Source organism: Streptomyces sp. NPDC058051, from assembly GCF_042885475.1.
GTDB lineage: Bacteria > Actinomycetota > Actinomycetes > Streptomycetales > Streptomycetaceae > Streptomyces.
This window is the reverse complement of sequence record NZ_JBHVRW010000027.1, coordinates 47,034-71,697: the sequence shown is the minus strand read 5'-3', so window position 1 is coordinate 71,697 and position 24,664 is coordinate 47,034. Positions and strand designations below refer to the sequence as shown.

The following is a 24,664-nucleotide window of genomic DNA, read 5'->3' as shown; positions in this document are numbered from 1 at the left end:
CGAGGAGCAATTGAGATGCATACGCGCACCCTGGGCCAGGGCCTGAACGTCTCCGCCATCGGGCTCGGCGCGATGGGCATGTCCCAGTCCTACGGTCCCAACCCGGGTGACCGGCAGGACATGATCGCCGTCCTGCGCGGCGCCGTGGAACGCGGCGTCACGTTCTTCGACACCGCCGAGGTCTACGGCCCCTACGTCAACGAGGAACTGGTGGGCGAGGCGCTGGCGCCGGTACGCGACCGGGCGGTGATCGCCACCAAGTTCGGCTGGCGGATCGAAGACGGGAAGACGACCGGCCTGGACAGCAGCCCCGAACAGATCCGGCGCGTGGCCGACGCCTCTCTGCGCCGCCTGCGCACCGAGACCATCGACCTCTTCTACCAGCACCGCGTCGACCCCCAGGTGCCGATCGAAGAGGTCGCAGGCGCCGTCGCCGACCTCGTCACGGCCGGGAAAGTACGGCACTTCGGCCTGTCCGAGGCATCCGCCGCCACCATCCGCCGCGCCCACGCCGTTCACCCGGTGACCGCCGTGCAGAGCGAGTACTCGTTGTGGACCCGCGACCCCGAGCCCGAGATCCTGCCCGCGCTGGCCGAACTCGGCATCGGATTCGTCCCCTTCAGCCCGCTCGGCAAGGGCTTCCTCACCGGCACGGTCGACGCGACGACCACCTTCACGGATGCGGACGTCCGCCGCACGATCCCCCGGTTCAGCGAGGACAACCGTGCCGCGAACCAGGCTCTGGTCGACCACGTGACCACCCTCGCCCGCAGCAAGGACGCCACAGCCGGGCAGGTGGCGCTGGCCTGGCTCCTGGCCCAGCACCCGTGGATCGTCCCCATCCCCGGAACCCGCCGCATCGAACGGGTGCAGGAGAACGCGGCCGCCACCGAGGTCGCACTGTCCGCCGACGAAGTCGCCGAGCTGAATGCTCTGGCCGCGAGCGTCGGTGTACACGGAGACCGCTACAACGAACACCACATGAGCCTGGTCAACGGCTGACACACCAGGCATGGGCGTCGGGCAGCCGCTGAAGGCGACCGCCCGGCGCCCTCCTGCGTCGCGCCCAAGAACGCCTACGCGCGCATGCTCCACGAGAGCCTGGCAACCGACGGCGTGCACGTCGCCCAGCTGATCATCCCCGGCGCCATCGCCACCGGCGACCCGCACACCGACCCGGTACGCCTGGCCGACACCCTGTGGCCTCTTCACAAGCAGCGCGGCGGCTTCCGGCACTACGCCTCACCGATGGACACCTGATGCCATCGGCCCGGGCCCGGGCCCGGATCCGTGCGCCCCGCGCTGCTCTTCCCGCCGCCGTGGCGGCCACCGTCCTTGCAGCGGCAGGCTGCACCACCAACACCGGCCAGGACGCGCCCGGGCCCGGGCCGACCGCCACCGGCCACACCTCCGCCACAGTGCTGCCGCCCGCCACCGCACCCGAGGGAAAGGACATCATGAAGATCCGGATGACCACCGACGCCGGAACCTTCGAGGCCACACTGAACGACAGCGCCGCCGCCCGCGACTTCGCCGGCCTGCTGCCGCTGACACTCAACCTCAGTGACTACGCCGGCACGGAAAAGGTCAGCGAACTGCCCCAGAAACTGACCACCGCAGGCTCCCCCACGGGGACCGCCGCCACGGCCGGAGACCTGACGTACTACGCGCCCTGGGGCAACCTGGCCATCTTCTACAAGGACTTCCACCACGCTGACGGCCTGGTCAAGATCGGCGAATTCGCCAGCGGCATGGAACAGTTCGCCCGCCCCAGCGGCGACTTCGAGGTCACCATCACCGCCGCCCGCTGAGCCGCTCTCGTCCGGCAGATCCTCCTGCCCACCGGACCTCTCACCGAGGGAAGAGCGCCGGACAGGTTGGCGAACGGTCAAGGTCCGATGGCACGGGCCACCCCTGGGGGGCTCCCATCCCTGCCATAGGAACAAAAGTACGCCAGGACAAGAACAAGAGTTCTTATCGACCCACAGGGCGCGAGGCGACGCGTTCGTACGCGGATCGCCAGAGGCGGCCGACCCTACGAGAGTTCCTTATCCGAAGCTCCGCGGCTCCGGTCACACGGGATGCAACGCCGCTTCCCCTCCACGCCCCGTTTCCGTGTGTCCGTGTTCCGCACTCCGTGTTCCTGGCAGGCCACTGCCCCCGGCCCGCTGTCAGGCGTCTCCTCGGGTCCGCCGAAGAACGCGCATCACGCATGCCTGACAGCGGGCAGGAAGACCGATGCCTGAGCTGTCCCCTCACACTCGGCGCAGGTCAGCTCTCTCAGTTTCCGCCGGAGGTTCGATACCGAACTCCGCTGCCCTCTCCAGTAGTTGGCTCCACACCTTGGGCGCCACCGGGATACCGCCCTCGCCGCGCTCCACCGCCACTGCGGCACTGCGCTCGCCGGGGTAGAACACACCCGACGCACCGTCCGCCGGCGGTAGTCCCTTGAGGGTGCCCAGGGCCGCATCGACCGCGGTGGTAAAGGCGACCGCGTCGCCGAAGGCCGCCGGGTCGAGGGCGATCAGAGTGGCGTTCTGACGGTGCTTGCGGCCCTGCGGATCATCCGAATGGAACGCCGAGAAGATCGGCGCGCCGACCAGCACGCTCGTCAGCAACTCGAAGGCGAGCGACATACCCGACCCCTTGGCACCGCCGAGCGGCAGCGGCATGACCGCCCTCTCCGGGTCCGTGGTGGGAGTTCCGTCGCCGGTCGCGGCGGCTCCCTCCGGCAACGGAGTGCCACTCGCCTTGGCCTGGCGGATCTTACCGAGCGCGATGGTGGCGGTAGCCATGTCCAGGAGCAGCGGGGCGTGGCTGCCGGCCGGGACGGCGACAGCGAGCGGGCTGGTCGCCACTGCGGCTCCCTTGACCCCGGTGTAGCCCATGTTGGGCATCCCGGCGACGAAGGCGATGCCGATCAGGCCCTGCTCGGCGATCTTCGACACGTAGTAGCCGATGGCGCCGGTGTGGACGGTGCGGCGCACGCCCACGGCAGCGACGCCGCAGGACCTGGCCCGGGCCACTGCCTCCTCCGCTGCTGCGGTGAGGGCCACCGGGCCGGGTGCGCGGTCCGCGTCCAGGACGGCGGTGGCCGGTGCGGTGGACTCGATCTCGATCTGTGCGTCCGCGTTGGCGATGCCCTTGGCCAGCAGGTCCAGGTAGGCGGGAACGCGTGCGATGCCGTGGGATTCGACCCCGCGCAGCGCCGCCCATACGGCGACGTCGGCGGTGGTCCGCGCGCGCTCGGGGCTGAGGCCGCCCTTTTCGAGAAGGGCCGCGGAGAAGGTGCGCAGGTCCCCGGCGGGGATCAGGACCTTCCCCGGCTTGGGGGTGGGGGTGTCGCTCATGGTGGCGGGTGCCTCCTGGGTCAGCGGGTGACGAGGACGTCGACGACGGCGGTGGTGCCGTCCGCCACGGCCTTGAGGGCGCGCTCCAGAGCGGGCGCGAGGGCGTCGGACGTGTCGACCGTCTCGGTGTGCATTCCGAAGGGCTCGGCGAATGCCGCGAGTCTGGGCAGCCGGTGCAGGTCGGTGCCGAGCCATTCGCCGGTCTCGGCCGCCGCGCCCTCGGGATAGAACCTGCGGTGGTTGAGGTTCATCGACTTGTACACGCGGTTGTTGAACACGACGATGAGCAGCGGCAGTTCGTATGTCCTGGAGGCGTCGTACGACGGGATCACCGGGTTGTACGCGAATGCTCCGTCGCCGACGGTGAGCACCACGGGGCGTTCCCCGGCGGCGAGTTTGACGCCGAGCGCCACCGCGATGCCCTGGCCGAGTCCGCCCTGCACGTAGAAGTACGAGTCGGGGCGGGAGGTCCGGACGTGTCGTTTGACGACGCGGCTGTGGGTGATGGTTTCGTCGACGACGATCCCGTCCCGGCCGTCGAGGATCTTGCGCAGCGTCGCGGCGACCAGCACCGGGTCGATGCCCTCGGCCTGTTCCGCGTTCGCCTCGGCGGCGGCGATCGCGGCCTGCTCGTCTGCGTACCGCTGCTCCTGCGCCGCGCGCCGCGTGGTGACGGCGGTGGCGTCGAGGTCCTTCGCCCGCTTGGTGAGCTGGCGCAGGGTATGGGGGACGTTGCCCTCCAGGTACTGGTCCGCGAACAGCACCTGGTAGGCGATGTGCGGTCGTTGCGGCACCTCGTCGATGACGACGACCTCGGCGTGGGTGGGGCGTCGGCTCGGCGGGTAGAAGGGGGCACGGCAGTTGACGAGGAGGATCAGGTCGGCCTCGTCCATCCACGGTCCGATGTCGCTGCCCGCGTGCAGCGGGCTGGTGCGCGGGAAGTTGCCGCACACGGTCGAGTCGGGCTCGACGACCGGGATGTTCCACGCCTCGGCGAAGGCGACAAGGGCTTCGAAGCCGCCGGCTTCGCGGCCTGCGGTCTCTGTGACGATCACGGGGTTCTTCGCCTCGCGGATCATCCGGGCGGCGCGATCGACCTCTTCGGGCGAGCTGTGCGTGGAGCCCGGCGGCACGAGGGGTCTGGCCTCGCGGCCGTCCCATTCCTCCAGCAGGATCTCCAGCGGGATGTTGAGGTAGGCGGGGCCCGCCGGGGCCCGCCAGGCCAGCTCCGCCGCCCGCGTGATCATCGTGGGCAGGGTGTGCACGCCGGCGGCCTCGTTGGACCACTTGGTGAACGGCTGGGCGACGTGGTGCGGACCGCCCACGATCGACAGGTTGCGGTACCACTGGCCGCCCGGGTCCTGCCCGGGGCCGTCGCCGTAGGTGCTCGACTCCGAGGAGGTGACCACCATCGGGACGCCGGCGAGCAGCGCACCGTGCACCGCCATCGAGCCCTGGAGCAGCCCGGGGGCCGCGTGCAGGAGTACCCCCTGCGGGCGGCGGGCGACCAGGCCGTAGCCGGTGGCCATGCCCACTGCCACGGTCTCGTGGGTGAGGTCCAGGTACTGGGGCGCCGGTTCACCGTCCCGGTGGCGCCGGGCCAGGGACTCCCACACCGGGGCCCACTCGGACCCCGACGAGCAGAAGATGTAGTCGGCACCGACGGCGTTGAGGGCCGAGACGACGGCGTCCCCGCCGTCGGCGCCCGGAGTCTTCTTGGTATCCGTCATCTCGGTGTTCCTCAGCCTTCGATCGGCCAGTTGAGGACCTCGCTGATGCCGCGGCCCATCATCCATTCGAGCTCGTCGGCGGTGAAGTCGTAGTGCTTGGTGAACTGCTCGATGGTGTCGGTGTAGGTGATGCCGTGGCCGAGCAGGCGGGTGATGTCGGTGCCGTAGAAGCAGCGCTGCGGGCCCATCTTGTCGACCATCTCGCGCACGTACTTCTCGATGTTCCTGTTCGGGAAGGGCTGGGTCGAGTAGCCCGGCAGTGCGGAGACCTTGACGTAGATGTTGGGGTGCTGGTGCAGGTCGGCGGTCTCGGAGACCCAGTAGCCGATCGCGTCGTCGACACAGCGGGCCATGATGCCCATGTGGTCGATGATGATCTTCAGCTCGGGGTGCCTGGCGGCGATCTCGCCGAGCTCACGCTTCCAGATCGGCGCATGCACCATGGTGGGGATGCGGAGTTCCTCCGCGATCGGCCAGTACCACTCGTTGGTGCCGTCGATCATCCAGTTGCGGTCCTGCGGCCGGTGGAACGTGAGGCGAGTGCCCTTGATGTGCGGGTTCTGGGCGAAGTCCTTCAGCATGGCCGTGCCCTCGGCCTCGTTGTCCTGCGGGACGCGGGCCATGATGCCGAAGCGGTCCGGGTACGCCTCGCATGCCTCCAGCGCGTAGTCGATGCGATTGCCCTCCCACGAAGGGGGAAGGATCAGCGCCCGGTTGACGCCTGCCTCGTCCATCAGCTCAAGGGCCTCCTCGTACGAGAAGGGGTCCTCGCGGTGGCCGTTGAGGCGGATCCGCTCGCGCGCACCCGGGATCCAGGGGCGGTCCGGAGTCTCTGCCTTCCAGATGTGGATCTGGGTGTCGACAACAAACATGGTGTGCCTCTTTCTCTCAAGAGCGGTAGGGGTGGGGTGGTGGGAACGCTAGGCGAGCGGCGCGGCCTTGCCGAGAGCTGGGGATGCAAGCACTAGTTGCGCGGGAGCCGCCCCGCGCGGCGCGTGTCAGCTTGCGGAGGCATCCTCGAAGACGGTGTCGATGATGTGCTCCGCGATGGCCATGGATGACGTGGCGGCCGGCGAGGGGGCGTTGCGGACGGATGTGATGTCGCCCATCCGGTGGATGGCGAAGTCGTCCACGAGGGAGCCGTCACGGCCCAGTGCCTGGGCGCGCACCCCGGCTCCGCCGCGCACCACGTCCGAGGCGTGGATGCCCGGCACATAGACCTCCGCGGCCCGCATGTAGGCCCGTACCGACAGTGAGCCGCGCATCTCCTTGATGCCGGTGCGCCAGTGCGCCCTGGCCAGGTGCCAGAAGCCGGGGAAGGCGGCGATGCGGCCGAGTTCGCGCAGGTCGATGTCGGACGGGCGGTAGCCCTCGCGGGCGAAGGCGAGGACCGCGTTGGGGCCGATCTCCACCCCGCCGTCGACCCGGCGGGTGAAGTGCACGCCGAGGAAGGGGTACCGCGGGTCGGGAACCGGGTACACGAGACCGCGCACCATGTGCGTCTTCTCCGGCCGGACCACCATGTACTCGCCGCGGAACGGGACGATCCGCGGTTCGTCGCCGTCGTCGGCGAGCTGGGCGACCTGGTCGCTCTGCAGCCCTGCGCACAGGATCAGACGGTCCGCGTCGAGCCTCTCACCGCCGGCGACGACCTCGACCCCGCCGCCCGCCCGCCGGGTCACACGGGTGACCGGGGAACCGGTGCGCACCTCGCCGCCGGCGTCCTCGATGTCCTGGGCGAATGCCATGGCGACGGCGGTGTAGTCGGTGATGGCGGTGCGCGGGGAGTGGATGGCCGCCTTGCCCACCGCGTGCGGCTCGATCTCGCCGATCTCGCTCGCACCGACCCTGCGCACGCCGGGCACCCGGTTCTCCAGGGCGTTGGCGTACAGCGCCTCCATACGCGGCACTTCGTCGTCGGTGACGGCGACGACCAGCTTGCCGCACTCCTCGTGGGGCAGGCCGCGTTCCTGGCAGTACTCGCGGATCATTCCCATGCCGCGGGTGCACAGGCGGGCCTTGAGGCTGCCCGGCTTGTAGTAGATGCCGGCGTGTACCACGCCGGAGTTGTGACCGGTCTGGTGGACGGCGACTTCCCGCTCCTTCTCCAGCACCACGACACGGGTGCCGGGGCGGCGCAGGGCGATCTCGCGGCCCGTGGCCAGACCGACGATGCCTGCGCCGACGACGCAGATCGTCTCGTCAGCCATGGGCATCCTCCTCTCTCTGCTCTGTCTCTCCTTGCCGGGCTGCCCGCGCACTGCATGCCGGGCTGCCCGCGCTCTCCTTGCCGAACTGCCCGCGTCAGGAGCCGAAATGAAGGGCGACGGTCTTGACGCGGGTGTAGAAGCGCAGGGCCTCCTCGCCCTGCTCCTTGAACGGCGAGCCGGACGCGCGGAAGCCGCCGAAGGGATGGTGCACGTCCCAGCCCGATGTGGTGGTGTTCACCGCGATCTGGCCGCATTCGGCCTCGTCGGCGAATCGGTGGGCGGCGCCCAGGCTCTGGGTGAACACGGCAGCCGCGAGACCGAAGACGGAGTCGTTCACGGCCTCGACGGCCTCTTCGAAGGAGTCCACCGGCAGCAGGGCGACGACGGGGCCGAACACCTCCTCACGCCAGATGTCCATGTCCGGGCTCACCTGGCCCAGCACGGTGGGGTTGACGTAACAGCCGTGGTGCAGCGCCTGGTCGGCCGGCTTGTCACCGCCGGTGAGGACCGACGCGCCCTGACGGACGGCGCGTTCGATGTCGGACAGCACCCCGTCCCGCTGCCGCGCGGAGACGAGCGGACCCATCGTGGTGCCCTCGGCGAGGCCCGGGCCGACGCGCAGCGCGGCGGTCTCGGCGAGCAGCAGGCCGGTGAACTCCTTGTACACCGGCCGTTCGACGATCACTCGGCTGGTGGCGGTGCAGCGCTGGCCGGCCTGGGCGAAACCCGCGGCGGCCACGGCCTTGGCGGCTGCGTTCAGATCGGCGTCCGCGAGGACGACGGTGGCGTTCTTTCCGCCGAGCTCGCCCTGGAAGCGGACGTTGCGTGCGGCGAGCCGCGCGCGCAGACCTTCGCCGACCTCGTTGCTGCCGGTGAAGGTGAGCGCGGCGATGCGCGGGTCGGAGATCAGCGCATCGGAGATCTCCGACCCGCGGCCGGTGACCACGTTGAGTACGCCGGCGGGGAGGCCCGCATCGTGCAGGGCGCGGGCGAAGTGGAGGGCGGCCTGCGGAGTGTCGGTGGCGGGCTTGAGGACGGCCGCGTTGCCTGCGGCGAGGCAGGGCGCCAGCTTTCGGGCGGGCGTGATGAGCGGGTCGTTCCACGGCGTGATGGCCAGGACGATGCCGAGCGGCTCGCGCTGGTGGCTGACGCGGGTGTCCGGGCGGGCGTCGTGCAGGAGCGTCCCGTAGCCCTGGCGGGCGACGCCCGCGTAGTACTCCAGGAAGTCGGCGGCCTTGACGGTCTCGCCCGTCGCCTCGGCCCGGGTCTTGCCCATCTCCGTACTGAGGTCGTCGGCGATCTCCGCGACGCGCTCCCGCAACAGCCGGGCGGCCTCCGTCATGACCCGGGCGCGCTCGAACGGGCCGGTGCGCTTCCACACAGCGAAGCCCTGCTCGGCGTGGTCGTAGGCGCGCGTGACGTCGGCGGCGCTCAGCGCGGGAACACGGGCGACGGGTGTGCGGAGATCCGAGGGGTCATGCACATCGATCCACTCACCGGTCGTCACCCACTCCCCACCGGACAGGGTTTCCAAGGTACGCATGGGATCACTTCCTTCGTCCGCCGCGGTGCGGGTTCCGCGGACTGCGGAGAGCGGCGGTAGGGCCGGATGCGACAACACACCATGTCGGGGCGGTGCCACCAGCCCCGCACAGGCAGTCATTGCTTGCACCGCGCGTAGGTCGCGGGGCGGATGATCCGTGCTGGAATCAGCGGTCCGGAGAGCATCTTCGGTGCCGTCGGGAACCGGTGCCCCAGCTGGGCCGCGCGGAACCCGTGAGAGCGTGAGGAGACCACACATGGCGTACGCAGTCGTCGCCCACTACCGCTGTGACCCCGTCGACGAGGCCACGGTGCGTGCCGTGCTGCTGAAGGTGCGGGAGCACACCCGCGCCGAGCCGGCGAATCTGGCGTACGAGGTGCACGCCGAGGCGGAGCGTCCGGGTGGCTTCGTGCTGTACGAGCAATACACGGACCGCGCCGGTTTCGATGCGCACAAGGCCGCCGGCCACTTCGGCGAACTGATCGTGGACCGCGTGTGGCCGCTGCTGACGGAGCGCTCCGTCACCTTCGCCGAGGTCCTCTGAGAGCACATCTGTCGGGACCGGCGCGGGGTGGCGCTGATCCCGCGAAGGACTCTGCCGGGAAGCGCGGGCGCGCCTCCCGGCAGTCCTCGTGCTCAGAACTCGTTGCCCCAGCAGTAGCGGGCGAGGGTCTCCACCAGGACCAGTTTGCGGCGCTGCTCCTCAGCACTCAGCAGCGGCCGGCCGGCCGAGTCGGCGAAGCCGCGGGACGGCGCGACGGCCATGTCCTCGATGTCCTTGATCTCGGCGCCCAGGTCGATACGGGCCATCACCGTGTCGATGTCCTCACGTGCGGGCACCGTCGCGTCCACCACGCCCAGACACACGTCCCGGTCCTCCGGCAGCGCCTTGAGGAGGTCGAGTTCGGCGTCGGTGCCCTGGTCGTACGGCAGGACCCACCGGTCCGCCGGAACCTGACCGTACAGCCGCTCGGCCCTGGCCCGGTCCACCGCGGCGGGGGCCGCCCAGCCGGGGCTGACGCCGATCCGCACGCCCTGGCCGCGCCCGTCGAGCGGGACGGCCAGAGCCTCCACGGCGAGTGTGTCCTCGAAGGAGAGCGCGCCGCCGGGGGTGGGCTCGGCCGCCACCTGCCCGAGGAGCAGCGGGTTGTTGAGCTGGATCAGCCGGACGCCGCGGGAGACCAGCAGCTCGATCTCCGCACGGATGATCTCCGCCAGGGCCTCGCCGAGTTCACGGGCGGTGGCGGGGCCGCCCGCCGCTATGAGCTCGGGGTCGAAGGTGGTGGCGGCGAGGTAGGCGGGCGAGGGCAGCGATGCCTTCGGGGCGATCACCGTCAGCCCCGCGAGCCGCGCCGCCCAGTCGGCGAGCAGCGGGCCGTGGGCCTTGGGCAGGGCTTCCGCGACCCACCGGGGCAGGCCGTCCGCGTCCTGCCCGGTGCGCCGGAAGCCGGAGACGGCGTCGAAGACGGCGCTGCGGAAGTCCTCGCGGGGGAAGTCCCCGTCGGTGACGACGGTGGAGCGCAGTCTGCGCTGGTAGTCGACCGCTTCCTCGACCGCCTCGGTCTCCGCCCGGTGCAGGGTCTCGGCGTCGATCTCACCGGCTGCGGCCCTCTCGCGTGCGGCGGTGAGGAAGGCGGGGCGGATCAGACTGCCGTGGTGGTCGATGCGGTAGTTGAAGGTGTCCGCCATGGTTCAGTCGTCCTTTCCGGCGGGCTTGCCCGCGACGCCCCATGCGTCGAAGTCCAGCTCGTAGCCGAGGGAGGCGAGCACCTCGTCGGCGACCTGCTGGTCCTCGTCCGCGGTGCCGCCGGCGATGCCGAGCCCGCCGAGGACCTCGCCGTCCTTCTTGATCGTGACGCTGCCCTCGGTGGCCATGATCGGCAGGGCCGCCGAGGGCAGTTGGGAGAGCTGGGAGAAGAACACCGGCTGGCTCTCCTGCCACTTCTTCAGCATCTTGCCCGGCCGCTGCATCACGGCCGCGGTGTACGCCTTGGCACGGGCGATGTCCGGGGTCAGGGGACGTGCTCCGTCGGAGCGCCGGACGCTGATCACGAAGCCGCCGGTGTCGACCACGGCGACGCTGACCGCCTTCCCGATCGACCCGGAACGCTTCAGTGCGGCGTCGATGATCGCTTCCGCGGCGTCGAGGCTGAGGCTGCTCATGCGGCTTCCTTCTGTGCGGTGAGTGTGCGGCGCAGGTGGGCGACGGCCGCGTTGTACTGGTGCGGCGCCTCCCAGTACATGGAGTGCGGGGCGTCCGGGACGACTGCCAGGTGCGAGCCGGGCAGCAGTTCGTGGGCGCGGGTCACGGTCTTCACGCTCAGCACGGCGTCCTTCTCCCCGGACAGGAAGGCCACCGTGACGTCCGAGTCGCGGATGTCGTCCAGGGACGGGCCGCCCGCATCGAGATTGCGCAGGTCGGCCATCTTGGCGACGTTGAAGGTGCCCATCTGCTGGAACAGGAAGGTGAGATCGGCGCGCTCCTGCTGGAACCGCTTGGTGAGCAGGCGGTCGATGACGGGGAGCTTGACCGCCTCCGCCCGGTCGGCGGCGGCCAGTTCGGTCAGCTCGGGGTTACTGATGCCGCCGAGGGAGTGGCCGAGGGTGACGGAGCCGACCCTGTCGGGGCGGAGCAGACCTGCGCGGAGGGCGGCCACCGACCCGATGGACTGTCCCACCAGCATGGTGTCGGTGAGGTCCTCGGCGTCCAGGACGGCGACCACATCACCGGGGAAGTCCTGCCCGTCGAACTCGGGCATGGACGAGTCGGACTTGCCGAAGCCGCGCAGGTCCATGGTGACGACGGTGAACTCATCGCGCAGTGCCGCCACTTGCTGCCACCAGGCGGCGTGGTTGCCACCGCTGCCGTGCACGAAGAGGATCGCGGGGCCGCTGCCGTGGCGTTCGTAGTAGAGGGACGCGCCGTCGGAGTCGACGAAAGGCATGTGGATAACTCCTGGTGGTGACGGGTCAGTTCGGGCGCTTGCCGTGGAAGACCAGCTCGATCATGGTGTGGTCGGGGTCGTGGATGTAGCAGAACTTGGACTGGTTCTCGGGCCGCTCGACGGGGCGGGTGTGCCGGATGCCCAACTCCCTCATATGGGCGAGGAAGTCGTCCCAGTCGTCGACCTCGACGGCGAAGTGGTAGGGCGCCATGCGCTCCATCACCTCCACCGGTGTGAAGTGCAGGTCGAAATTGCCGCGGGTCATCAGCACCACGCGGGTGTTGGACTTGGGCATGATCCGCTTCATCCCGAAGACCTTGGCGTACCACTCGGCGGTCCGGTCGGGGTCAGTGGTGGGGAAGTTGACGTGGTGGATGTAGCGGGGGGCGTTGCTCATCGCTGCTGCCTTTCGGTGTCTTCTGATCGGACGGGGTTGGACAGGACGCCGATGCCGCTGATCTCGATGTCCACGGTGTCCCCGGGCTCTATCGGGCAGGTGGACTCGGCGCCCATCCACAGCACGTCACCGGGGTGCATGGTGATGTGCTTGGTGATCTCGACGATGTGGTCGAAGGGGTCGAAGACCATGTCACCGGTGGGGAAGGCCGCGCGCACCTCACCGTTGACGCGCAGTGTCGTCGTCTGGGCCAGGGCGTCGACGTCCGTCTCGATCCAGGGCCCCATCGGCTTGAACGTGTCGCTGTTCTTGCTGCGCCACAACGTGCGGTCCTGGTGCTGCCAGGAGCGGGCGCTCACATCGTTTCCGATCGTCCAGCCGAAGACCGACTCGCGTGCCTCCTCGTACGTGGCGTACCGCAGGGTGCGGCCGATGACGGCGACGAGTTCGGGCTCGGCCTCGAACCTGCCCTCGACGCCGGCCGGCTTCACGATGGGCGAGCCGTGCCCGGTCAGGGCGTTGTTGGCCCGGTATCCCACCTCGGGGCGGTCAGGCAGTACGGCTGCGGCGTTGCCGAGTGCGGCTGCGTGTTCGATGTGCCGCGGGTAGTTCATGCCGACGGCATAGAACACGGGCGGATCGACCACGGGCAGCCAGGTCGCGTCGGCCCGGGGCACCGTGCCGATGACGGTGGGCTCGCCCGTGAGGGGGGACGCGGACAGCAACTCGATGTTCCCCTCCCCCACCTGGCCCCAGAGCGCTTGTCCTGCGACCGAGACGCGGGTGTACCTCATGCACCTCAGCCCGCCAGCAGATGGGAGACGCGCTTGGTGACCAGGTAGGCGTCCAGGGCCTCGGGCCCGCCCTCCCGGCCGTAACCGCTCTGTTTCACGCCGCCGGAAGGGGCCTCGTGGACGGAGCCGCCGCAGTGGTTGAGGGAGAGGATCCCGGCCTCCAGCTCGCGCACCAGGCGCTCGGCGGTGGCGGCGGACTCGGTGAAGCCGTAGGCGGCGAGACCGTACGGCAGTGCGTTCGCGGTGGCCAGTGCTTCGTCGAGGTCGGTGAAGGGCACGAGGGGCGCGAGCGGGCCGAACGGCTCCTCGTGCATGAGCTCGGCGTCCGCCGGTACGTCGGTCAGGACGGTCGGGGCGAAGAAGTAGCCGGGGCGGTCCGGACGTTCGCCGCCGGTACGGACCGTGGCGCCACGGCCGACAGCATCGGCGGTCAGGCGCTGCATGGCCCGGAGCCGCCGCTCGTTGGCGAGCGGTCCCATGGTCGTGCCCTCGTCGAGGCCGTCGCCGACGACGAGGTTCTCCACGGCCTTCACGAACTCGGCGGTGAAGACGTCGATCAGACTCTCGTGGACCAGGAAGCGACTGGGTGAGGTGCACACCTGGCCGGCGTTGGCGAACTTCGCCCCTGCGGCCTTGCGGGCGGCCCCGACCGGGTCGGCGTCCGCGCACACGATGACCGGGGCGTGGCCGCCGAGCTCCATCAGCGAGGGCTTCATGACCTTGCCGGCCTCGGCGGCCAGCAGCTTGCCGACCGGGACGGAGCCGGTGAACGCGATGAGACGGATGGCCGGGGAGGCGATCAGGTGGGCCGACACCTCGGCGGGCTCGCCGAAGACGAGGTTCAGCACCCCCGCGGGCAGACCCGCGTCCACGAAGCAGCGCACCAGGGCGGCGGCGGTGGCGGGCGTCTCCTCGGATGCCTTGATGATGATCGAGCAGCCGGCCGACAGCGCCGAGGAGATCTTCCGCATCGGGCCGCCCGCGGGAAAGTTCCACGGGACGAACGCGGCGACCGGGCCGACCGGATCGCGGCGCACGGAGAGCAGGGTGCCGGGCGCGGAGGGAATGATGCGGCCGTAGGCGCGGCGCGCGTCGTCGGCGTGCCAGCGCAGGGTGTCCGCGACGCGACGGGCCTCCCCCGTGGCCTCCGCGAGGGGCTTGCCCTGCTCCAGGGTCATGATCCGGCCGATCGTCGCGCTGCGCTCGGTGAGCAGGTCGGCGGCGGCATGCAGAAGGGCGGTGCGCTCGGCTATGGGCGTCCTCCGCCACACCGTGAAGCCTTCGGTGGCGGCGTCGAGAGCGCGGTCCAGGTCTTCGGTGGTGGCGAGCGGTACTTCTCCGACCGCCGTCTCGGTGGCCGGGTTCACTACGGGGGCGGTGCGGCCGGTTCCGCCCTGGCACCACTCGCCGGCGATGTACATGCGGACGGTGGGGTAGCCGTGGTCGGTGGTCATGAAGTGCCCTTCCAGGCTGGCGTGTTGGTGGTCAGGAGGCCGATGCGTCCGGCGCTTCACGGTTGGTGCGCAGCGTCCAGATGTGGTGCGGCGGGGTCGTCTCGTGCACCCGGGTCTCGTAGGTGTCGTCGACCCGGTCCATATCGGCGGCGTACTCGACGCGTCCTCCGCAGGGCGCGTGCACGAAGCGGAAGATGTTCGAGCCGACGGTGTGCCGGCCGAGCCGGCGCGCCTCTCGCCACCCCTGCTGGATCATGTGGTTGCCGCCCTCGATGACGTCGTCGAAGCCCGGAACCTCGTAGGCGATGTGGTTGACGCCTGCCCGGTCGGGGCGGTGGCAGAGCAGCATGGTGTGCTGGTCGTCGTCGCCGGGGGCCTGCATGAAGACGCCCATGGGTTCGACCACGTCGGTGGGGCGGAAGCCGAGTCGCTCCACGTAGAAGGCGACGGCCTCCTCCTTGCCCTGCTTGCGGATGTTGAGTGCCACATGGCACATCCGCAGCGGGCGTACCCGGGTGATGGCGTCCAGGGCGCTGTTCCAGCGGCTGACGCTGCCGAGCGCGTTGGCGGGCCGGGGGGTGGCGTCCGCGGACCGGGGCCGGGCGAGAGTGAGTCCGACCCCGAATCCGCTCTCGTCGACCGTGTGATGCACACCGGCGGCGTCCGCCCGTACCTCGCGGTCACGGCCGGCCTCCCTCACCAGCCGGTCCAGCTCCTCGCCGGTGTCGACGCCCCACACCACCTCGCGCAGGGTGGGTCCGGACTCGACCGGCGCCGGGAGCAGCGCGTGCGGTCGGGTGTCGAGCCGGAGCGTCTGTCCGGTCAGCGTCTCGAACACCGCGTGCTCGTCGGTCCTCTCCACCAGGAAGAGACCGAAGTCGTCGAAGAACCGTCCGCATGCGGCGAGGTCGTCGATGCTGTAGGTGACCGATTCGATTCTCTGGATTCCCATGGTTCCTCACTTGACGGGTCTCACCTGCGGGACGTGAGCGGCCACCGGATACCGGCGATCGTAGGAACGGCTGCTCGGCCGCATCAACAGCCTGGTCGCGCAGGTATCGCAAGCGTTTCTTGCGCGTCCGGTCGGCCCGGCCGATGCCCGGTCAGGGCCGGGTCATCTGCCGATCGTCGGAATGGGATTGCCCGAGAACCATTCGGCGAGAAAGTCGAGAAATACGGATATTTTTCGCGGGGTGGCCTGTCCGGGGCCGTAGATCGCGAAGAGCGGGCGGTCGGGGACCGCGAGCTCGGGGAGCAGGACCTCCAGCGCACCGGAGATCAGGTCGTCATAGGCCGGACGCTGCGGCAGGAGGGCGATGCCGCGGCCGTGCACGGCCGCCTTCTGCAGGGCGATGTAGGAGTTGGACGAGAAGGCCACGTTGCGGATCTTGTGCAGCGTGGAGGCGTGTCCGTGACCGATGCGCCACACGGGGTCGTTGACGTGCACGAGGCAGGCGTGCGCGGCGATCTCGTTGGGTTCGGCGAGCGGCCCGTGCCGGTCCAGGTACGCCTTCGACGCACACAGCACGAAGGGGAGCGAGGCGATCTTCTTGAGCCGGACGCTGGAATCCCGCAGATCCCGTGTGTGAAAGGCGACATCGAATCCGCTGTCCAGGAAATCGTAGGTCCGGTCGGACATGCCGCCGAGCTCGAAGCGGATCAGAATTTTCGGATGCGCCGCTGAAAAGGCGGCTATGGCGTCGCCCAGATCCAGACTGCCGATCCATTTGGGGCAGATGACGCTGAGCGTGCCCTCCGCGCGGTCGTGCAGGTGCGCGATGCCGGCGTCCTCGGCCTCTATCTCCTCCAGAATCCGCGCGGCGAACTCGGCGTACCGCTGCCCCGGTTCCGTGAGACTCACCGACCGGGCGGTGCGATTGACCAGGCGGACTCCCACCTGTCGTTCGAGCTCGGCGACGTGACGTGACACCAGCGAGCCGGACGAACCCAGCTTCTTGGCGGCCCCACTGAAACTTCCGGACTGCGCGACGGTCACGAAACTGTGCATGAGGAGCAAGCGATCCATGGTTCCTCCGGAGGTTCCCTCGCGCTCGGACGACACCGAGACCGGGGGTACGTGGGACCGCCTTCACCGGAGCGCTCTGTGGCGCGGCTTGCGCAGAACATTCCGGTGACAGGCGAACATGCCGCTGGGACATGGCACAGCAGACACCGCGGCCCGGTGGGCATCTGCTACTTCGGGCAGTACTGAGGTGCCTCGCTCAGATTGTCCTTGGTGACCAAGACAAGAGGAATGTTGGCGATCTTGTCAACAGTCTTGTCGTGGTCGAGCAGACCCATGGTGTTGTTGACCGCGGTCCGGCCCAGCGTCATGGCCGAGTTGGCGACGGTGGCGGAGAAGCGACCGTCCTTGACGGCGGCCACACCCTCCTCGGTGCCGTTGACGGTCACGATCTTGACGTCCTTGGCGTTGGCGGTGTCGAATGCCTTGCGCACGGCGAGGGCCATCTCCTCATTGGCGACGAAGGCGTAGTCCAGGCCGGGGTGGGCCTGGATCATGTTCTCGGCGACGTCCTGCGCCTTGGCCGGGTTGAACATGGCGGGCTGGTTGGCGACCACCTTCGCGGTGGCGGGAAGGCCGCTGGTGAAGCCGGTGACCAGGAGGTCGGACGCGGCTCCGGGAGCGCCCGCGATCACTCCGACGTCGACCTGCTTGCCCGCGGCGTCCTTCTCGATCCAGTCGGCGTCCAGGCCGCCGACCTTCTTGAGGTCGACCACGGCGGCGCCCAGGACGTCCGACATGTCGTCCGTGGGCACCGAGGTCAGATAGATCGGGATGTCCGAAGCCTTGGCTTTGGCTATGTCGCCCTCCAGGGCGTCGACGTTGACCGTCTGGACAATCAGGGCGTCCACGTTCCGGGCGATCATGTCCTCGATGTTGGACAGCTCCGTCCCCGCGTCCTGCTTGGAGTTGGCCGAGTAGATCGTGGCTCCGGCCTCCTTCGCCGTCTGCTCGACGGACTTCAGCAGACAGGTGTGGAAGTGTGTGTTGGCGCCGTTGACGAACCCGAGGGTGACCGAACCGTTCTCGGCACCGCCGGTGTCGGAGCCCGTACCGCAGCCGGAGAGCACCAGGACGGTACCGGCGAACGAGGCCGCGACGGCGCGGCGGGACAGGGCAGTGGGCTTCATGAGGTGTCCATTCCTGCGTCTTTGAAGAGAAGGGAGTACGAGGAGCAGCGCCGCCGGCCCGAGGGCTTCAGCGCCCCGGCTCGGGCTTTCGCTGGAACTCGTTGATGACGGCCGCGACGAGGAGCACACCGCCGGTCACCACGTACTGGTAATAGCTGTTGACCTGGAGCAGGTTGAGGGCGTTGGCGACGACGCCCAGCAGGACCACGCCGAAGACGGTGCCCACGGCGGTTCCGCGACCGCCGGCCAGGGAGGTGCCTCCGATGACCACCGCGGCGACGGCGGTCAGTTGGAGTTGCAGGCCGCCGGTGTTGGGTGCGGCCGCCCCGAGCCGGGAGAGGAGCATCAGCCCGGCCAGTCCCCCGAGGCCGCCGGCGAGCGCGTACAGGGCGAGCTTGCGCCCGGAGACGTTGATGCCGCTCAGCCGGGCCACATGCTCGTTGCCTCCCATGGCGAAGGCGTCACGGCCGAAGGTGGTGAACCGCATGGCCAGGCCGATCACGACGAACACCAGCACCGCCACGACCAGCAGATACGGGATGCCGAGGATGCTGGAGCCGCCGAGGGCGGACATCTTCTCACCGATGGAGATGCTCATGCCGTTGAGTACGAGCAGGGCAACGCCGTCCAGCAGCAGCGCCGAGGCCAGTGTGGCCACGAACGGAGCGACCCCGGTGAAGGTCACGACCAGGCCGTTCACCAGTCCTATGAGAGTGGCCAGGAGCAGCGTGAGGACAACGGTGACGGCGGTGGACCAGCCGTGGGACACCATCTGCGCGGCGACGGCCACGGTGACGGCCGCGTTGCTGCCCATGGAGAAGTCCATGCCGCCGGCGGTCATCAGCAGAGTGAGCCCGGCCGCGATCACGGCGGTGACACTGACCTGGCGCAGCACGTTGAGCAGGTTCTGCGAGGTGGTGAACGAGTCCGCCTGAAGAGCGGTGAAGAGCACCACCAGGAAGAGGACGAGGATCAGTCCGCCGTGCGGAATCGCCAAGAGGGCCCGCGGGGTAAGGCGGGATCCTGTCGGCTCGGACGGCCCGGCCACGGCATCGGGGACGGTGGTGGGGGTTTTGAGACTCACTGCGGTTGACCTCCCAGAGCTGTGGCGACGAGCTCGTCGCGGGTGACGGCGTCGATGTCGTGTGCGGCGACCGTGCGGCCGGCACTGACAACGACGACGCGGTCGGCCAGACGCATGACTTCCTCGGCGGACGAAGAGGCGAGCAGCACGGCCACGCCCCGCGAGGCGAGGTCGTCGACGAGGGCGTGGATGTCGGCCATGGCCGCGACATCCACACCGTTGGTGGGGTCTTCGAGGAAGCAGGCGACCGGCTCGGTCTCCAGCCACTTGCCCAGCAGGACCTTCTGCTGATTGCCCCCGGACAGCGTGCCCACCGGAGGGTTGCCGGTGAGGGCGACCACGCCGTAGCTGCGGCGCACGGGCGCCGCGCGGGCCGCGAGTTCACTGCGGCGGTGCACCCTGCGGCGCGAGAACCGGTCGTCGGCCAGCATCAGGTTCTCGTCCAGGGACAGTCCCGCAACCAGTCCCAGAGCCCTTCGGTCACCCGTCACGCAGCGAAGACCGCTGGCGAGCGAGGCCGAGACCCGGCCGAACGGCACGGGGCGGCCGTCGACGGACAGGTGGCCGGCGTCCGGTCGCCGCCGTCCGGAGAGCAGGTCGAACAGGTGCGACTGCGCATCCCCGGCGGGGCCCAGGACGGCGACGATCTCGCCCTTGCGCACGTCGACGGTGAAGTCCTGGATGGCCCGCCCATGACTCAGACCACGTACGGCCAGACCCCTTTCGGCCCTCGGGGCGGGCCGCTCCGGGCGCTGCGAGACGACGTCCCGGCCGACCATGCTCCGCACCAGTCCCGCGGGATCCATCTCCGAGGCGGGTGCGCTGCCCACCCGGGCGCCGTCCCGCAGAACCGTGATGCGATCCGCGATCGCCATGACCTCGTCGATGTAGTGCGAGATGTAGACGATGGCGACGCCCTCGTCGCGCAGGGTGCGCACCAGATCCCTGATCTGGCCCGCGGCCCCCGCGCTCAGGCAGGCGGTCGGCTCGTCGAGTATGAGGACGCGGCCACCCCTGCGGACCTCTCGGGTGACCTCCACCATGGTCTGTTCGGCGACGGTGAGCGAGCCCGCGATCCGGTCGACGTCGATCCGGATACCGAGGTGCGACAGCGCCTTGCGCGCCTCGGCCCTGACCGTCTTCCAGCGGACGCTGCCGCGGCGGGTCGGCAGGTCGCCCAGCATGACGTTCTCGGCGACGGTCAGCCCCATGGCCAGTTCCCGGCGCTGCGGCACGCAGGAAACACCGAGGCGGCGTGCCCTGCGCACGGTCAGCCCGGCCTGTCGGTCACCGTTCACCTCGATGGTGCCGCTGTCGCTCTGGTACACCCCGGAAAGGATCTGCACCAGGGTCGACTTCCCGGCACCGTTCATACCCATCAGCGCGTGCACCTCGCCCGGGTACAGATCGAGGTCGACTTCCTTGAGCGCCGCCGCCCCGCCGAAGCTCTTGCTGATGCCCCGCACCCGAACCACGGCCTCGGACGTCCTGAGGGAAGTCACGGCTGTGCCTGATCGCCACCCGGGACGACCCGGCCGTAGCCGCGGATGTCCGGGAAGGGCGGGGTCCGGTCGGGCTGGAGGTCCACCTGGAAGGTGTTCAGGCACATGCCGAGCATGGTGAAGTTCCCGAGCGCGCCGATCGTATCGACCAGTCCCTTGGAACCGAAGCACGCATGAGCGCGGGCGAAGGTCTCGTCGGACACGAAGTGATCCCTGAGAACCTCCCGGCAGAACCGGTAGAAAGCCACGTCCGCCTCGTCGTCGAAGACGGCCTCACGGTTCTCGGCGATGGCCTGCACGGCAGCCTCCGGAACACCGGCGTCGATCGCCTGCCGCACATGCGCGTTCCACGAATACTGCGCGTCCCAGTTGCGGGCCGCCATCAGCAGCGCCAACTCACGCAGATGCTTGGGCAGGCCGCAGTCGAACCGGGCGAAGGCGCCGAGAGACTCAGCACGCTCGCACATCTCCGGGCTGTGCAGCCAGACCCGGAACGGGCCTCGGACCGCACCCCGGCGGCCGGCGATGCGAGCAGCCAACTCCTGCTGCCGCGGACTCATTTCCTCATCGCTGAGAACGGATAGCCTCATCGGTCCGGTACCTGCCTTCTCTTTCCCGAGCGTTTCAGGCACGGAACGGAACGCCGTGCGATGCGAGCCGACGGTACAACCAGGTTCAGAGAGCTCACCCCTCGTGGATTGCAAGGTAAAGCTGCATGCCGGAGGGCCCCCGTTTTTGGGGGTCACCACCTACCGTCGTTCGACGCATCACCGTTCGGCGGAGAGGAACTCCCGGATGACCACCATCATCAAGACCGCGTCCGTACCCCTGCTCGACCGAGGCGGAGCGGTGGTGACGACACCACTGATCACGACGTCCTCGGCCGGTGGCGAAAACCGGATCACCAGCGGGATGAGCGTGTATCCGGTCGGCTCGGGTGCGCCACTGCACTCGCACAACTGCGACGAGCACGTGACGATCATCGAGGGGGTGGCGGAGGTGGTCGTCGACGGTGTGGTCACGAAGCTTGAGCAGTTCGACACCACGTACGTCCCCTCGCCCATCCCTCATCTCTTCAGGAACATCGGCGACGGCCCACTCCGCATCCTGTGGGTCTACTCGTCGGGGACGGTGACGCGTACGTTCACCGAGACCGGCGTGACGGTGGAGCACCTGTCGGCACAGGATCAGATGGGCTGATGACGCGGTACCCGGGCGCCGGGGCACGGCCGCTGTCCGGTGGGGAGGCCCGCGTCCGCCACATCGTCACCGTCGGACCGGACGCACGTCACCGGAGTCATGGTCTCCGCCGCGCCACTTCAGGTGGCCCCCGAAAAGCACTGGGCGTTACCGCGACTCAGCTGACCGTGCCGGTGCGGCGGTGCGACGCACTGCGGTCATGGGCGGCGATCGCGACCGCGGCGAACGAGCGGACCAGCGGATTCGTGTCGCCGTCGCTCCATGCCACCACCGCGCGGCTCGGCTCCATGTCGACCAGCGGCACGACAGCGAGCCCCGCTCCCGGCTCGTGGGTCAAGAGCGTCATCCCGACCGTGCCGTTCCAGAGCACGGCTTGACGGCACTCCTGGACCGCGTGCACGACCGGTCCTTCGCGGGGTTCTCCGCCGTTCCAGTACGACTGCCAGAGGGGGTCGGTGCCCTCCGGGAAGACGAACCAGCGGCGATCGGCCAGGTCTGCCAGGTGCACAGCGTCACGGCCGGCCAGCGGATCGTCGGCGCGCAGCAGCGCTCCTACTCGGTCGGCACACAACTCGCGTACGGTCAGGCCCGTTTCGTCGAACGGCGCACGGGTCAGGGCGATGTCGACCCGCCCGGCGTGCAGTCCGCAGGTGGGGTCGTCCAGGCCGGTCTCGCGGATGCGGACTTCGACATGCGGGTGCCGCCGGCGGAAGTCGTCAGCCAGCCGGCGGACGCCGGGATCGGTACTGTCGCCCAGAAGGCCGACGGTGAGGGATGCGGCACCGGCCGCTGCGGCCACGCGTTCGCGTACCCGGTCGGCCTGGTCGAGCAGACCGCGCGCCTCCTGGAGCAGCACCGCCCCCACCGCGGTGAGCGAAACACCGGTGGACGACCGGTGGAACAGAGTGGCGCCGACGTCCGTCTCCAGCTGTCTGATCGCCCGGCTCAGCGGCGGCTGGCTCATGTGCAGCCGGGCGGCAGCCCGGCCGAAGTGCAGTTCCTCGGCCACCGCCACGAAATAGCGCAGCATCCGTAGCTCCATACAGGAACGATACCCATACGGTATCGACGTCGCGGAACGAGTCCTGGACAGCGCGGTGCCCGGGCCGTGGAATCGAGGCATGACCGACGAAGAGAGGGCCGGTGCGCCGCTCCCGGACTCCGCCCCCGCCGTATCGGCGGTCGGCCCGGGCGACGGCGGGACCGTCCTTCGGGGCACCACACGCCCGCGCGTCCTCGAAAACGGCAGCAACACCGGCCACGCCCGCGCGCTCACCTGCAACTGCTCGATATGAAGGGACATCCGTGAACGCCGCATACTGGATCGTCGCCGGCCTGCTTGCCCTCTTCTACCTCTACGCGGGCGGGGTGAAGCTGGTCCACAGTCGTGACCGGCTCCGGCCGATGATGGCCTGGGTGGACGCCGTGCCCATGCCGGCCGTCAGGGGCCTCGGGCTGATCGAAGTGCTCGGCGCGATAGGGCTCCTCCTCCCGCCACTGAGCAACATCGGTCCCTGGACGGCCCTCGCCGCGGCCACCGGCTTCGTGATCCTGCAGATCGGCGCGACCGTGGTCCACCTGCGCATCGGGGACCACCGGATCGCCCTCAACATCACGCTCATCCTCACCGCGGCCGTGACCGTATGGCTGGCGGCCACCCGGCTGTGACCTCAAGGACAGGCGGCCGGGTCGGCAGGCACGGGCACCGGCCGCAGCGGCTGTTCAGCAGCCACCACTCCGACGGCCCACGCAAGTCGGCCTCCTGACGCCACTGCCGGGAGGGGCGGGGCCGTGCCCCCTGGCCAGGGCCGGGGCCGGGATCAACCGCTGGGCGAACAAGGAGTACCCGGGCGCGGGCTGCCACGTACGCGTTCCGGTCCGTGGTCGTCGACTCAACGAGCGTCACGACCGGCCGGATCCTCTTCCCGAAGGACGGAAAAGGCACCCGCGGCAGCTGCCGACACCGCCGCCGCGGCGGATCGCTCCGGGAGCTGCGGGTCGGGATCGGCACGCAGGAGCACCAGTTGGTGGTAGACCGGCGCCGTGGCGACGATCAGCAGGGTTCGCGCGTCCGTGTGCCGCGAGGGGAGTTCGCCCCGCTCGACCGCGCGGTCGACGAGGACTTCGCACTGGGCGTACCGGTCCGCCCACAACTTCTTCTGCGCCCGCGCGGCCTGCTCGGAGTGGAACGAGACGGCCATCAGAGCGACGGCGAACGACGGCTGTACGGTCAAGGATTCCTGGATCTCCTGGTTGAGAGCCGTCAGATCGCCGCGCAGGGAGCCGGTGTCCGGCGGCTGCCAGTCGATCTCGCCGGCGGCATCGATGACGTCGATGAGCAGACCGCCGACATCCCGCCAGCGCCGGTAGACCGTGGTGCGGTGCACGCCCGCGCGCGTCGCGACACCCTCCACGGTGAGTCCTTCGTGACCGCCTTCAGTGAGTTCGGCGCGCACCGCGTCGAGAACCTGGGCGCGAATGCGGGCGGTGCGACCGCCGGGACGGCGATCCGGCGTCGTGGCCGGCAGATCTGTCATCGGGAATCCAGTATCCGGTTGATCAACGTGACTGGGGTGTGCCAGCATCTTAACGCGACAGATGTCGCTCTAACTGTCCGCTTGAGAGGAACCGCCTCCACGATGCAGCCCGTCCCGGCCGACCCGACCGCACTCCATCCGATGCCCGAGCACCCGCGCGTCGTCCTGCTCAAGCCGTTGGTGAAGTCGCCGCTGATCGAGGTCGGTGACTTCTCCTACTACGACGATCCCGACGACCCGACCGCGTTCGAGACGCGCAACGTCCTGTACCACTACGGGCCCGAACGGCTCGTCATCGGCAAGTACTGCGCGCTGGGCACGGGCACCCGGTTCATCATGAACGGCGCCAACCACCGCATGGACGGCCCGTCCACCTTCCCGTTCCCCACCATGGGCGGCTCCTGGGCGGAGCACTTCGACCTGATCACGGACCTGCCCGGCCGGGGCGACACGATCGTCGGCAACGACGTCTGGTTCGGCCACGGCACCACGGTCATGCCCGGTGTACGCATCGGCCACGGCGCGATCATCGCCTCCGGCGCCGTGGTCACCGGCGACGTCCCCGACTACGGCATCGTCGGCGGCAATCCCGCCCGGCTCATCCGCACCCGCTACGAGGCCGCGGACGTTGCCCGCCTCCTCGCCGTGGCGTGGTGGGACTGGCCCGTGCAGCACATCACCGAGCACGTACGGACGATCATGTCGGGGTCGATCGCGGAACTGGAGGCGGTCGCCTCGCAGACCGGCCGGCCCTGACATCCGGGA

The 24,664-nt window shown here is 69.6% G+C and carries 27 protein-coding genes; 8 read left to right on the top strand and 19 right to left on the bottom strand.

The features are described 5' to 3' along the window. Nucleotides 1-15 precede the first annotated feature (15 nt). The 3 genes from ACFVUT_RS31285 to ACFVUT_RS31275 all read left to right on the top strand — a co-directional run bounded on the left by ACFVUT_RS31285 (nt 16) and on the right by ACFVUT_RS31275 (nt 1,811). On the top strand, nt 16-1,002 hold the full coding sequence (locus ACFVUT_RS31285) for an aldo/keto reductase (protein WP_389656188.1): 987 nt from the start codon (nt 16-18) through the stop codon (nt 1,000-1,002). 84 nt (nt 1,003-1,086) lie between these two features. Further along, on the top strand, nt 1,087-1,260 hold the full coding sequence (locus ACFVUT_RS31280) for a hypothetical protein (RefSeq protein ID WP_389656191.1): 174 nt from the start codon (nt 1,087-1,089) through the stop codon (nt 1,258-1,260). Further along, nucleotides 1,260-1,811, top strand: a complete 552-nt coding sequence (locus ACFVUT_RS31275) for a cyclophilin-like fold protein (protein ID WP_389656194.1) — start codon at nt 1,260-1,262, stop codon at nt 1,809-1,811. The genes ACFVUT_RS31280 and ACFVUT_RS31275 overlap by 1 nt, the downstream gene beginning before the upstream one ends. 444 nt (nt 1,812-2,255) lie before the next feature. Here the strand turns inward: ACFVUT_RS31275 and ACFVUT_RS31270 are convergent, their stop codons facing one another. From ACFVUT_RS31270 to ACFVUT_RS31250, 5 genes are all read right to left on the bottom strand, one after another. Continuing rightward, on the bottom strand, nt 2,256-3,350 hold the full coding sequence (locus ACFVUT_RS31270; RefSeq protein ID WP_389656197.1) for an Ldh family oxidoreductase: 1,095 nt from the start codon (nt 3,348-3,350) through the stop codon (nt 2,256-2,258). 20 nt (nt 3,351-3,370) lie between these two features. Beyond that, nucleotides 3,371-5,080 carry a thiamine pyrophosphate-dependent enzyme gene (locus ACFVUT_RS31265; RefSeq protein ID WP_389656200.1) on the bottom strand — a complete coding sequence of 570 codons (1,710 nt, stop codon included), beginning with the start codon at nt 5,078-5,080 and terminating at the stop codon, nt 3,371-3,373. Between the two features lie 11 nt (nt 5,081-5,091). Then, entirely contained in the window at nt 5,092-5,952 is an 861-nt protein-coding gene (locus ACFVUT_RS31260) for an amidohydrolase family protein (RefSeq protein WP_389656203.1), read from the bottom strand. A 126-nt stretch (nt 5,953-6,078) separates the two neighbouring features. Next, complete coding sequence (gene lhgO / locus ACFVUT_RS31255; RefSeq protein WP_389656206.1) at nt 6,079-7,290, bottom strand: L-2-hydroxyglutarate oxidase; 1,212 nt, start codon at nt 7,288-7,290, stop codon at nt 6,079-6,081. A gap of 94 nt (nt 7,291-7,384) precedes the next feature. Then, complete coding sequence (locus ACFVUT_RS31250) at nt 7,385-8,833, bottom strand: aldehyde dehydrogenase family protein (protein ID WP_389656209.1); 1,449 nt, start codon at nt 8,831-8,833, stop codon at nt 7,385-7,387. Between the two features lie 256 nt (nt 8,834-9,089). Between ACFVUT_RS31250 and ACFVUT_RS31245 the strand changes: the two genes are divergently transcribed. Further along, nucleotides 9,090-9,377 (top strand): putative quinol monooxygenase, encoded by a 288-nt coding sequence (locus tag ACFVUT_RS31245; RefSeq protein WP_389656212.1) that lies wholly within the window; start codon nt 9,090-9,092, stop codon nt 9,375-9,377. A gap of 92 nt (nt 9,378-9,469) precedes the next feature. Here ACFVUT_RS31245 and ACFVUT_RS31240 read toward each other — a convergent pair whose 3' ends face one another. From ACFVUT_RS31240 to ACFVUT_RS31185, 12 genes are all read right to left on the bottom strand, one after another. Beyond that, on the bottom strand, nt 9,470-10,522 hold the full coding sequence (locus tag ACFVUT_RS31240; RefSeq protein ID WP_389656215.1) for a methionine synthase II (cobalamin-independent)-like protein: 1,053 nt from the start codon (nt 10,520-10,522) through the stop codon (nt 9,470-9,472). Nucleotides 10,523-10,525: 3 nt separating this feature from the next. Beyond that, the gene (locus tag ACFVUT_RS31235; protein WP_389656218.1) at nt 10,526-10,996 is read right to left on the bottom strand and encodes a heme-binding protein; all 471 of its coding nucleotides are present in this window, start codon (nt 10,994-10,996) and stop codon (nt 10,526-10,528) included. Beyond that, complete coding sequence (locus tag ACFVUT_RS31230; protein WP_389656221.1) at nt 10,993-11,778, bottom strand: alpha/beta fold hydrolase; 786 nt, start codon at nt 11,776-11,778, stop codon at nt 10,993-10,995. Before ACFVUT_RS31230 ends, ACFVUT_RS31235 begins: the two co-directional genes overlap by 4 nt. Before the next feature lie 25 nt (nt 11,779-11,803). Then, entirely contained in the window at nt 11,804-12,175 is a 372-nt protein-coding gene (locus tag ACFVUT_RS31225; RefSeq protein ID WP_389656224.1) for a VOC family protein, read from the bottom strand. Next, nucleotides 12,172-12,969 (bottom strand): fumarylacetoacetate hydrolase family protein, encoded by a 798-nt coding sequence (locus ACFVUT_RS31220; protein WP_389656227.1) that lies wholly within the window; start codon nt 12,967-12,969, stop codon nt 12,172-12,174. Before ACFVUT_RS31220 ends, ACFVUT_RS31225 begins: the two co-directional genes overlap by 4 nt. 5 nt (nt 12,970-12,974) lie before the next feature. Next, on the bottom strand, nt 12,975-14,423 hold the full coding sequence (locus ACFVUT_RS31215) for an NAD-dependent succinate-semialdehyde dehydrogenase (RefSeq protein ID WP_389656231.1): 1,449 nt from the start codon (nt 14,421-14,423) through the stop codon (nt 12,975-12,977). A 31-nt stretch (nt 14,424-14,454) separates the two neighbouring features. Further along, the gene (locus ACFVUT_RS31210; protein WP_389656234.1) at nt 14,455-15,375 is read right to left on the bottom strand and encodes a VOC family protein; all 921 of its coding nucleotides are present in this window, start codon (nt 15,373-15,375) and stop codon (nt 14,455-14,457) included. Nucleotides 15,376-15,537: 162 nt separating this feature from the next. Continuing rightward, nucleotides 15,538-16,449, bottom strand: a complete 912-nt coding sequence (locus tag ACFVUT_RS31205) for a LysR family transcriptional regulator (protein ID WP_389656237.1) — start codon at nt 16,447-16,449, stop codon at nt 15,538-15,540. Nucleotides 16,450-16,616: 167 nt separating this feature from the next. Then, the gene (locus tag ACFVUT_RS31200) at nt 16,617-17,576 is read right to left on the bottom strand and encodes a sugar ABC transporter substrate-binding protein (RefSeq protein ID WP_389656240.1); all 960 of its coding nucleotides are present in this window, start codon (nt 17,574-17,576) and stop codon (nt 16,617-16,619) included. 67 nt (nt 17,577-17,643) lie between these two features. Further along, nucleotides 17,644-18,660, bottom strand: a complete 1,017-nt coding sequence (locus ACFVUT_RS31195; protein WP_389656243.1) for an ABC transporter permease — start codon at nt 18,658-18,660, stop codon at nt 17,644-17,646. Beyond that, a complete protein-coding gene (locus tag ACFVUT_RS31190) occupies nt 18,657-20,162 on the bottom strand; it encodes a sugar ABC transporter ATP-binding protein (RefSeq protein WP_389656246.1) in 1,506 nt (501 codons plus the stop codon). The genes ACFVUT_RS31195 and ACFVUT_RS31190 overlap by 4 nt, the downstream gene beginning before the upstream one ends. After that, nucleotides 20,159-20,722 carry a carboxymuconolactone decarboxylase family protein gene (locus ACFVUT_RS31185; RefSeq protein WP_389656249.1) on the bottom strand — a complete coding sequence of 188 codons (564 nt, stop codon included), beginning with the start codon at nt 20,720-20,722 and terminating at the stop codon, nt 20,159-20,161. Before ACFVUT_RS31185 ends, ACFVUT_RS31190 begins: the two co-directional genes overlap by 4 nt. A 235-nt stretch (nt 20,723-20,957) precedes the next feature. On the opposite strand from ACFVUT_RS31185, the gene ACFVUT_RS31180 reads away from it, so the two are divergent. Further along, nucleotides 20,958-21,362, top strand: a complete 405-nt coding sequence (locus ACFVUT_RS31180) for a cupin domain-containing protein (protein ID WP_389656253.1) — start codon at nt 20,958-20,960, stop codon at nt 21,360-21,362. Between the two features lie 157 nt (nt 21,363-21,519). Here the strand turns inward: ACFVUT_RS31180 and ACFVUT_RS31175 are convergent, their stop codons facing one another. Beyond that, nucleotides 21,520-22,404, bottom strand: a complete 885-nt coding sequence (locus ACFVUT_RS31175; RefSeq protein ID WP_389656256.1) for a LysR substrate-binding domain-containing protein — start codon at nt 22,402-22,404, stop codon at nt 21,520-21,522. A 79-nt stretch (nt 22,405-22,483) separates the two neighbouring features. On the opposite strand from ACFVUT_RS31175, the gene ACFVUT_RS31170 reads away from it, so the two are divergent. Beyond that, complete coding sequence (locus ACFVUT_RS31170; protein ID WP_389656259.1) at nt 22,484-22,657, top strand: hypothetical protein; 174 nt, start codon at nt 22,484-22,486, stop codon at nt 22,655-22,657. 10 nt (nt 22,658-22,667) lie between these two features. Then, on the top strand, nt 22,668-23,030 hold the full coding sequence (locus tag ACFVUT_RS31165; RefSeq protein ID WP_389656262.1) for a DoxX family protein: 363 nt from the start codon (nt 22,668-22,670) through the stop codon (nt 23,028-23,030). Between the two features lie 224 nt (nt 23,031-23,254). Here the strand turns inward: ACFVUT_RS31165 and ACFVUT_RS31160 are convergent, their stop codons facing one another. After that, nucleotides 23,255-23,899, bottom strand: coding sequence for a TetR/AcrR family transcriptional regulator (locus tag ACFVUT_RS31160; protein WP_389656265.1), 645 nt, complete (start codon nt 23,897-23,899; stop codon nt 23,255-23,257). 102 nt (nt 23,900-24,001) lie between these two features. On the opposite strand from ACFVUT_RS31160, the gene ACFVUT_RS31155 reads away from it, so the two are divergent. Beyond that, nucleotides 24,002-24,655, top strand: a complete 654-nt coding sequence (locus ACFVUT_RS31155) for a CatB-related O-acetyltransferase (RefSeq protein WP_389656268.1) — start codon at nt 24,002-24,004, stop codon at nt 24,653-24,655. Nucleotides 24,656-24,664 lie beyond the last annotated feature (9 nt).

Bases quoted from the DNA above. Each gene is read 5' to 3' on its own strand.
- ACFVUT_RS31275 (WP_389656194.1), top strand. From the start codon at position 1,260: ATGCCATCGGCCCGGGCCCGGGCCCGGATCCGTGCGCCCCGCGCTGCT.
- ACFVUT_RS31235 (WP_389656218.1), bottom strand. From the start codon at position 10,996: ATGAGCAGCCTCAGCCTCGACGCCGCGGAAGCGATCATCGACGCCGCA.
- ACFVUT_RS31185 (WP_389656249.1), bottom strand. From the start codon at position 20,722: ATGAGTCCGCGGCAGCAGGAGTTGGCTGCTCGCATCGCCGGCCGCCGG.
- ACFVUT_RS31215 (WP_389656231.1), bottom strand. From the start codon at position 14,423: ATGACCACCGACCACGGCTACCCCACCGTCCGCATGTACATCGCCGGC.
- ACFVUT_RS31175 (WP_389656256.1), bottom strand. From the start codon at position 22,404: ATGGAGCTACGGATGCTGCGCTATTTCGTGGCGGTGGCCGAGGAACTG.
- ACFVUT_RS31180 (WP_389656253.1), top strand. From the start codon at position 20,958: ATGACCACCATCATCAAGACCGCGTCCGTACCCCTGCTCGACCGAGGC.
- ACFVUT_RS31245 (WP_389656212.1), top strand. From the start codon at position 9,090: ATGGCGTACGCAGTCGTCGCCCACTACCGCTGTGACCCCGTCGACGAG.
- lhgO (WP_389656206.1), bottom strand. From the start codon at position 7,290: ATGGCTGACGAGACGATCTGCGTCGTCGGCGCAGGCATCGTCGGTCTG.
- ACFVUT_RS31225 (WP_389656224.1), bottom strand. From the start codon at position 12,175: ATGAGCAACGCCCCCCGCTACATCCACCACGTCAACTTCCCCACCACT.
- ACFVUT_RS31155 (WP_389656268.1), top strand. From the start codon at position 24,002: ATGCAGCCCGTCCCGGCCGACCCGACCGCACTCCATCCGATGCCCGAG.
- ACFVUT_RS31205 (WP_389656237.1), bottom strand. From the start codon at position 16,449: ATGGATCGCTTGCTCCTCATGCACAGTTTCGTGACCGTCGCGCAGTCC.
- ACFVUT_RS31160 (WP_389656265.1), bottom strand. From the start codon at position 23,899: ATGACAGATCTGCCGGCCACGACGCCGGATCGCCGTCCCGGCGGTCGC.
- ACFVUT_RS31230 (WP_389656221.1), bottom strand. From the start codon at position 11,778: ATGCCTTTCGTCGACTCCGACGGCGCGTCCCTCTACTACGAACGCCAC.
- ACFVUT_RS31265 (WP_389656200.1), bottom strand. From the start codon at position 5,080: ATGACGGATACCAAGAAGACTCCGGGCGCCGACGGCGGGGACGCCGTC.
- ACFVUT_RS31280 (WP_389656191.1), top strand. From the start codon at position 1,087: ATGCTCCACGAGAGCCTGGCAACCGACGGCGTGCACGTCGCCCAGCTG.
- ACFVUT_RS31240 (WP_389656215.1), bottom strand. From the start codon at position 10,522: ATGGCGGACACCTTCAACTACCGCATCGACCACCACGGCAGTCTGATC.
- ACFVUT_RS31270 (WP_389656197.1), bottom strand. From the start codon at position 3,350: ATGAGCGACACCCCCACCCCCAAGCCGGGGAAGGTCCTGATCCCCGCC.
- ACFVUT_RS31285 (WP_389656188.1), top strand. From the start codon at position 16: ATGCATACGCGCACCCTGGGCCAGGGCCTGAACGTCTCCGCCATCGGG.
- ACFVUT_RS31170 (WP_389656259.1), top strand. From the start codon at position 22,484: ATGACCGACGAAGAGAGGGCCGGTGCGCCGCTCCCGGACTCCGCCCCC.
- ACFVUT_RS31220 (WP_389656227.1), bottom strand. From the start codon at position 12,969: ATGAGGTACACCCGCGTCTCGGTCGCAGGACAAGCGCTCTGGGGCCAG.
- ACFVUT_RS31250 (WP_389656209.1), bottom strand. From the start codon at position 8,833: ATGCGTACCTTGGAAACCCTGTCCGGTGGGGAGTGGGTGACGACCGGT.
- ACFVUT_RS31260 (WP_389656203.1), bottom strand. From the start codon at position 5,952: ATGTTTGTTGTCGACACCCAGATCCACATCTGGAAGGCAGAGACTCCG.
- ACFVUT_RS31210 (WP_389656234.1), bottom strand. From the start codon at position 15,375: ATGGGAATCCAGAGAATCGAATCGGTCACCTACAGCATCGACGACCTC.
- ACFVUT_RS31200 (WP_389656240.1), bottom strand. From the start codon at position 17,576: ATGAAGCCCACTGCCCTGTCCCGCCGCGCCGTCGCGGCCTCGTTCGCC.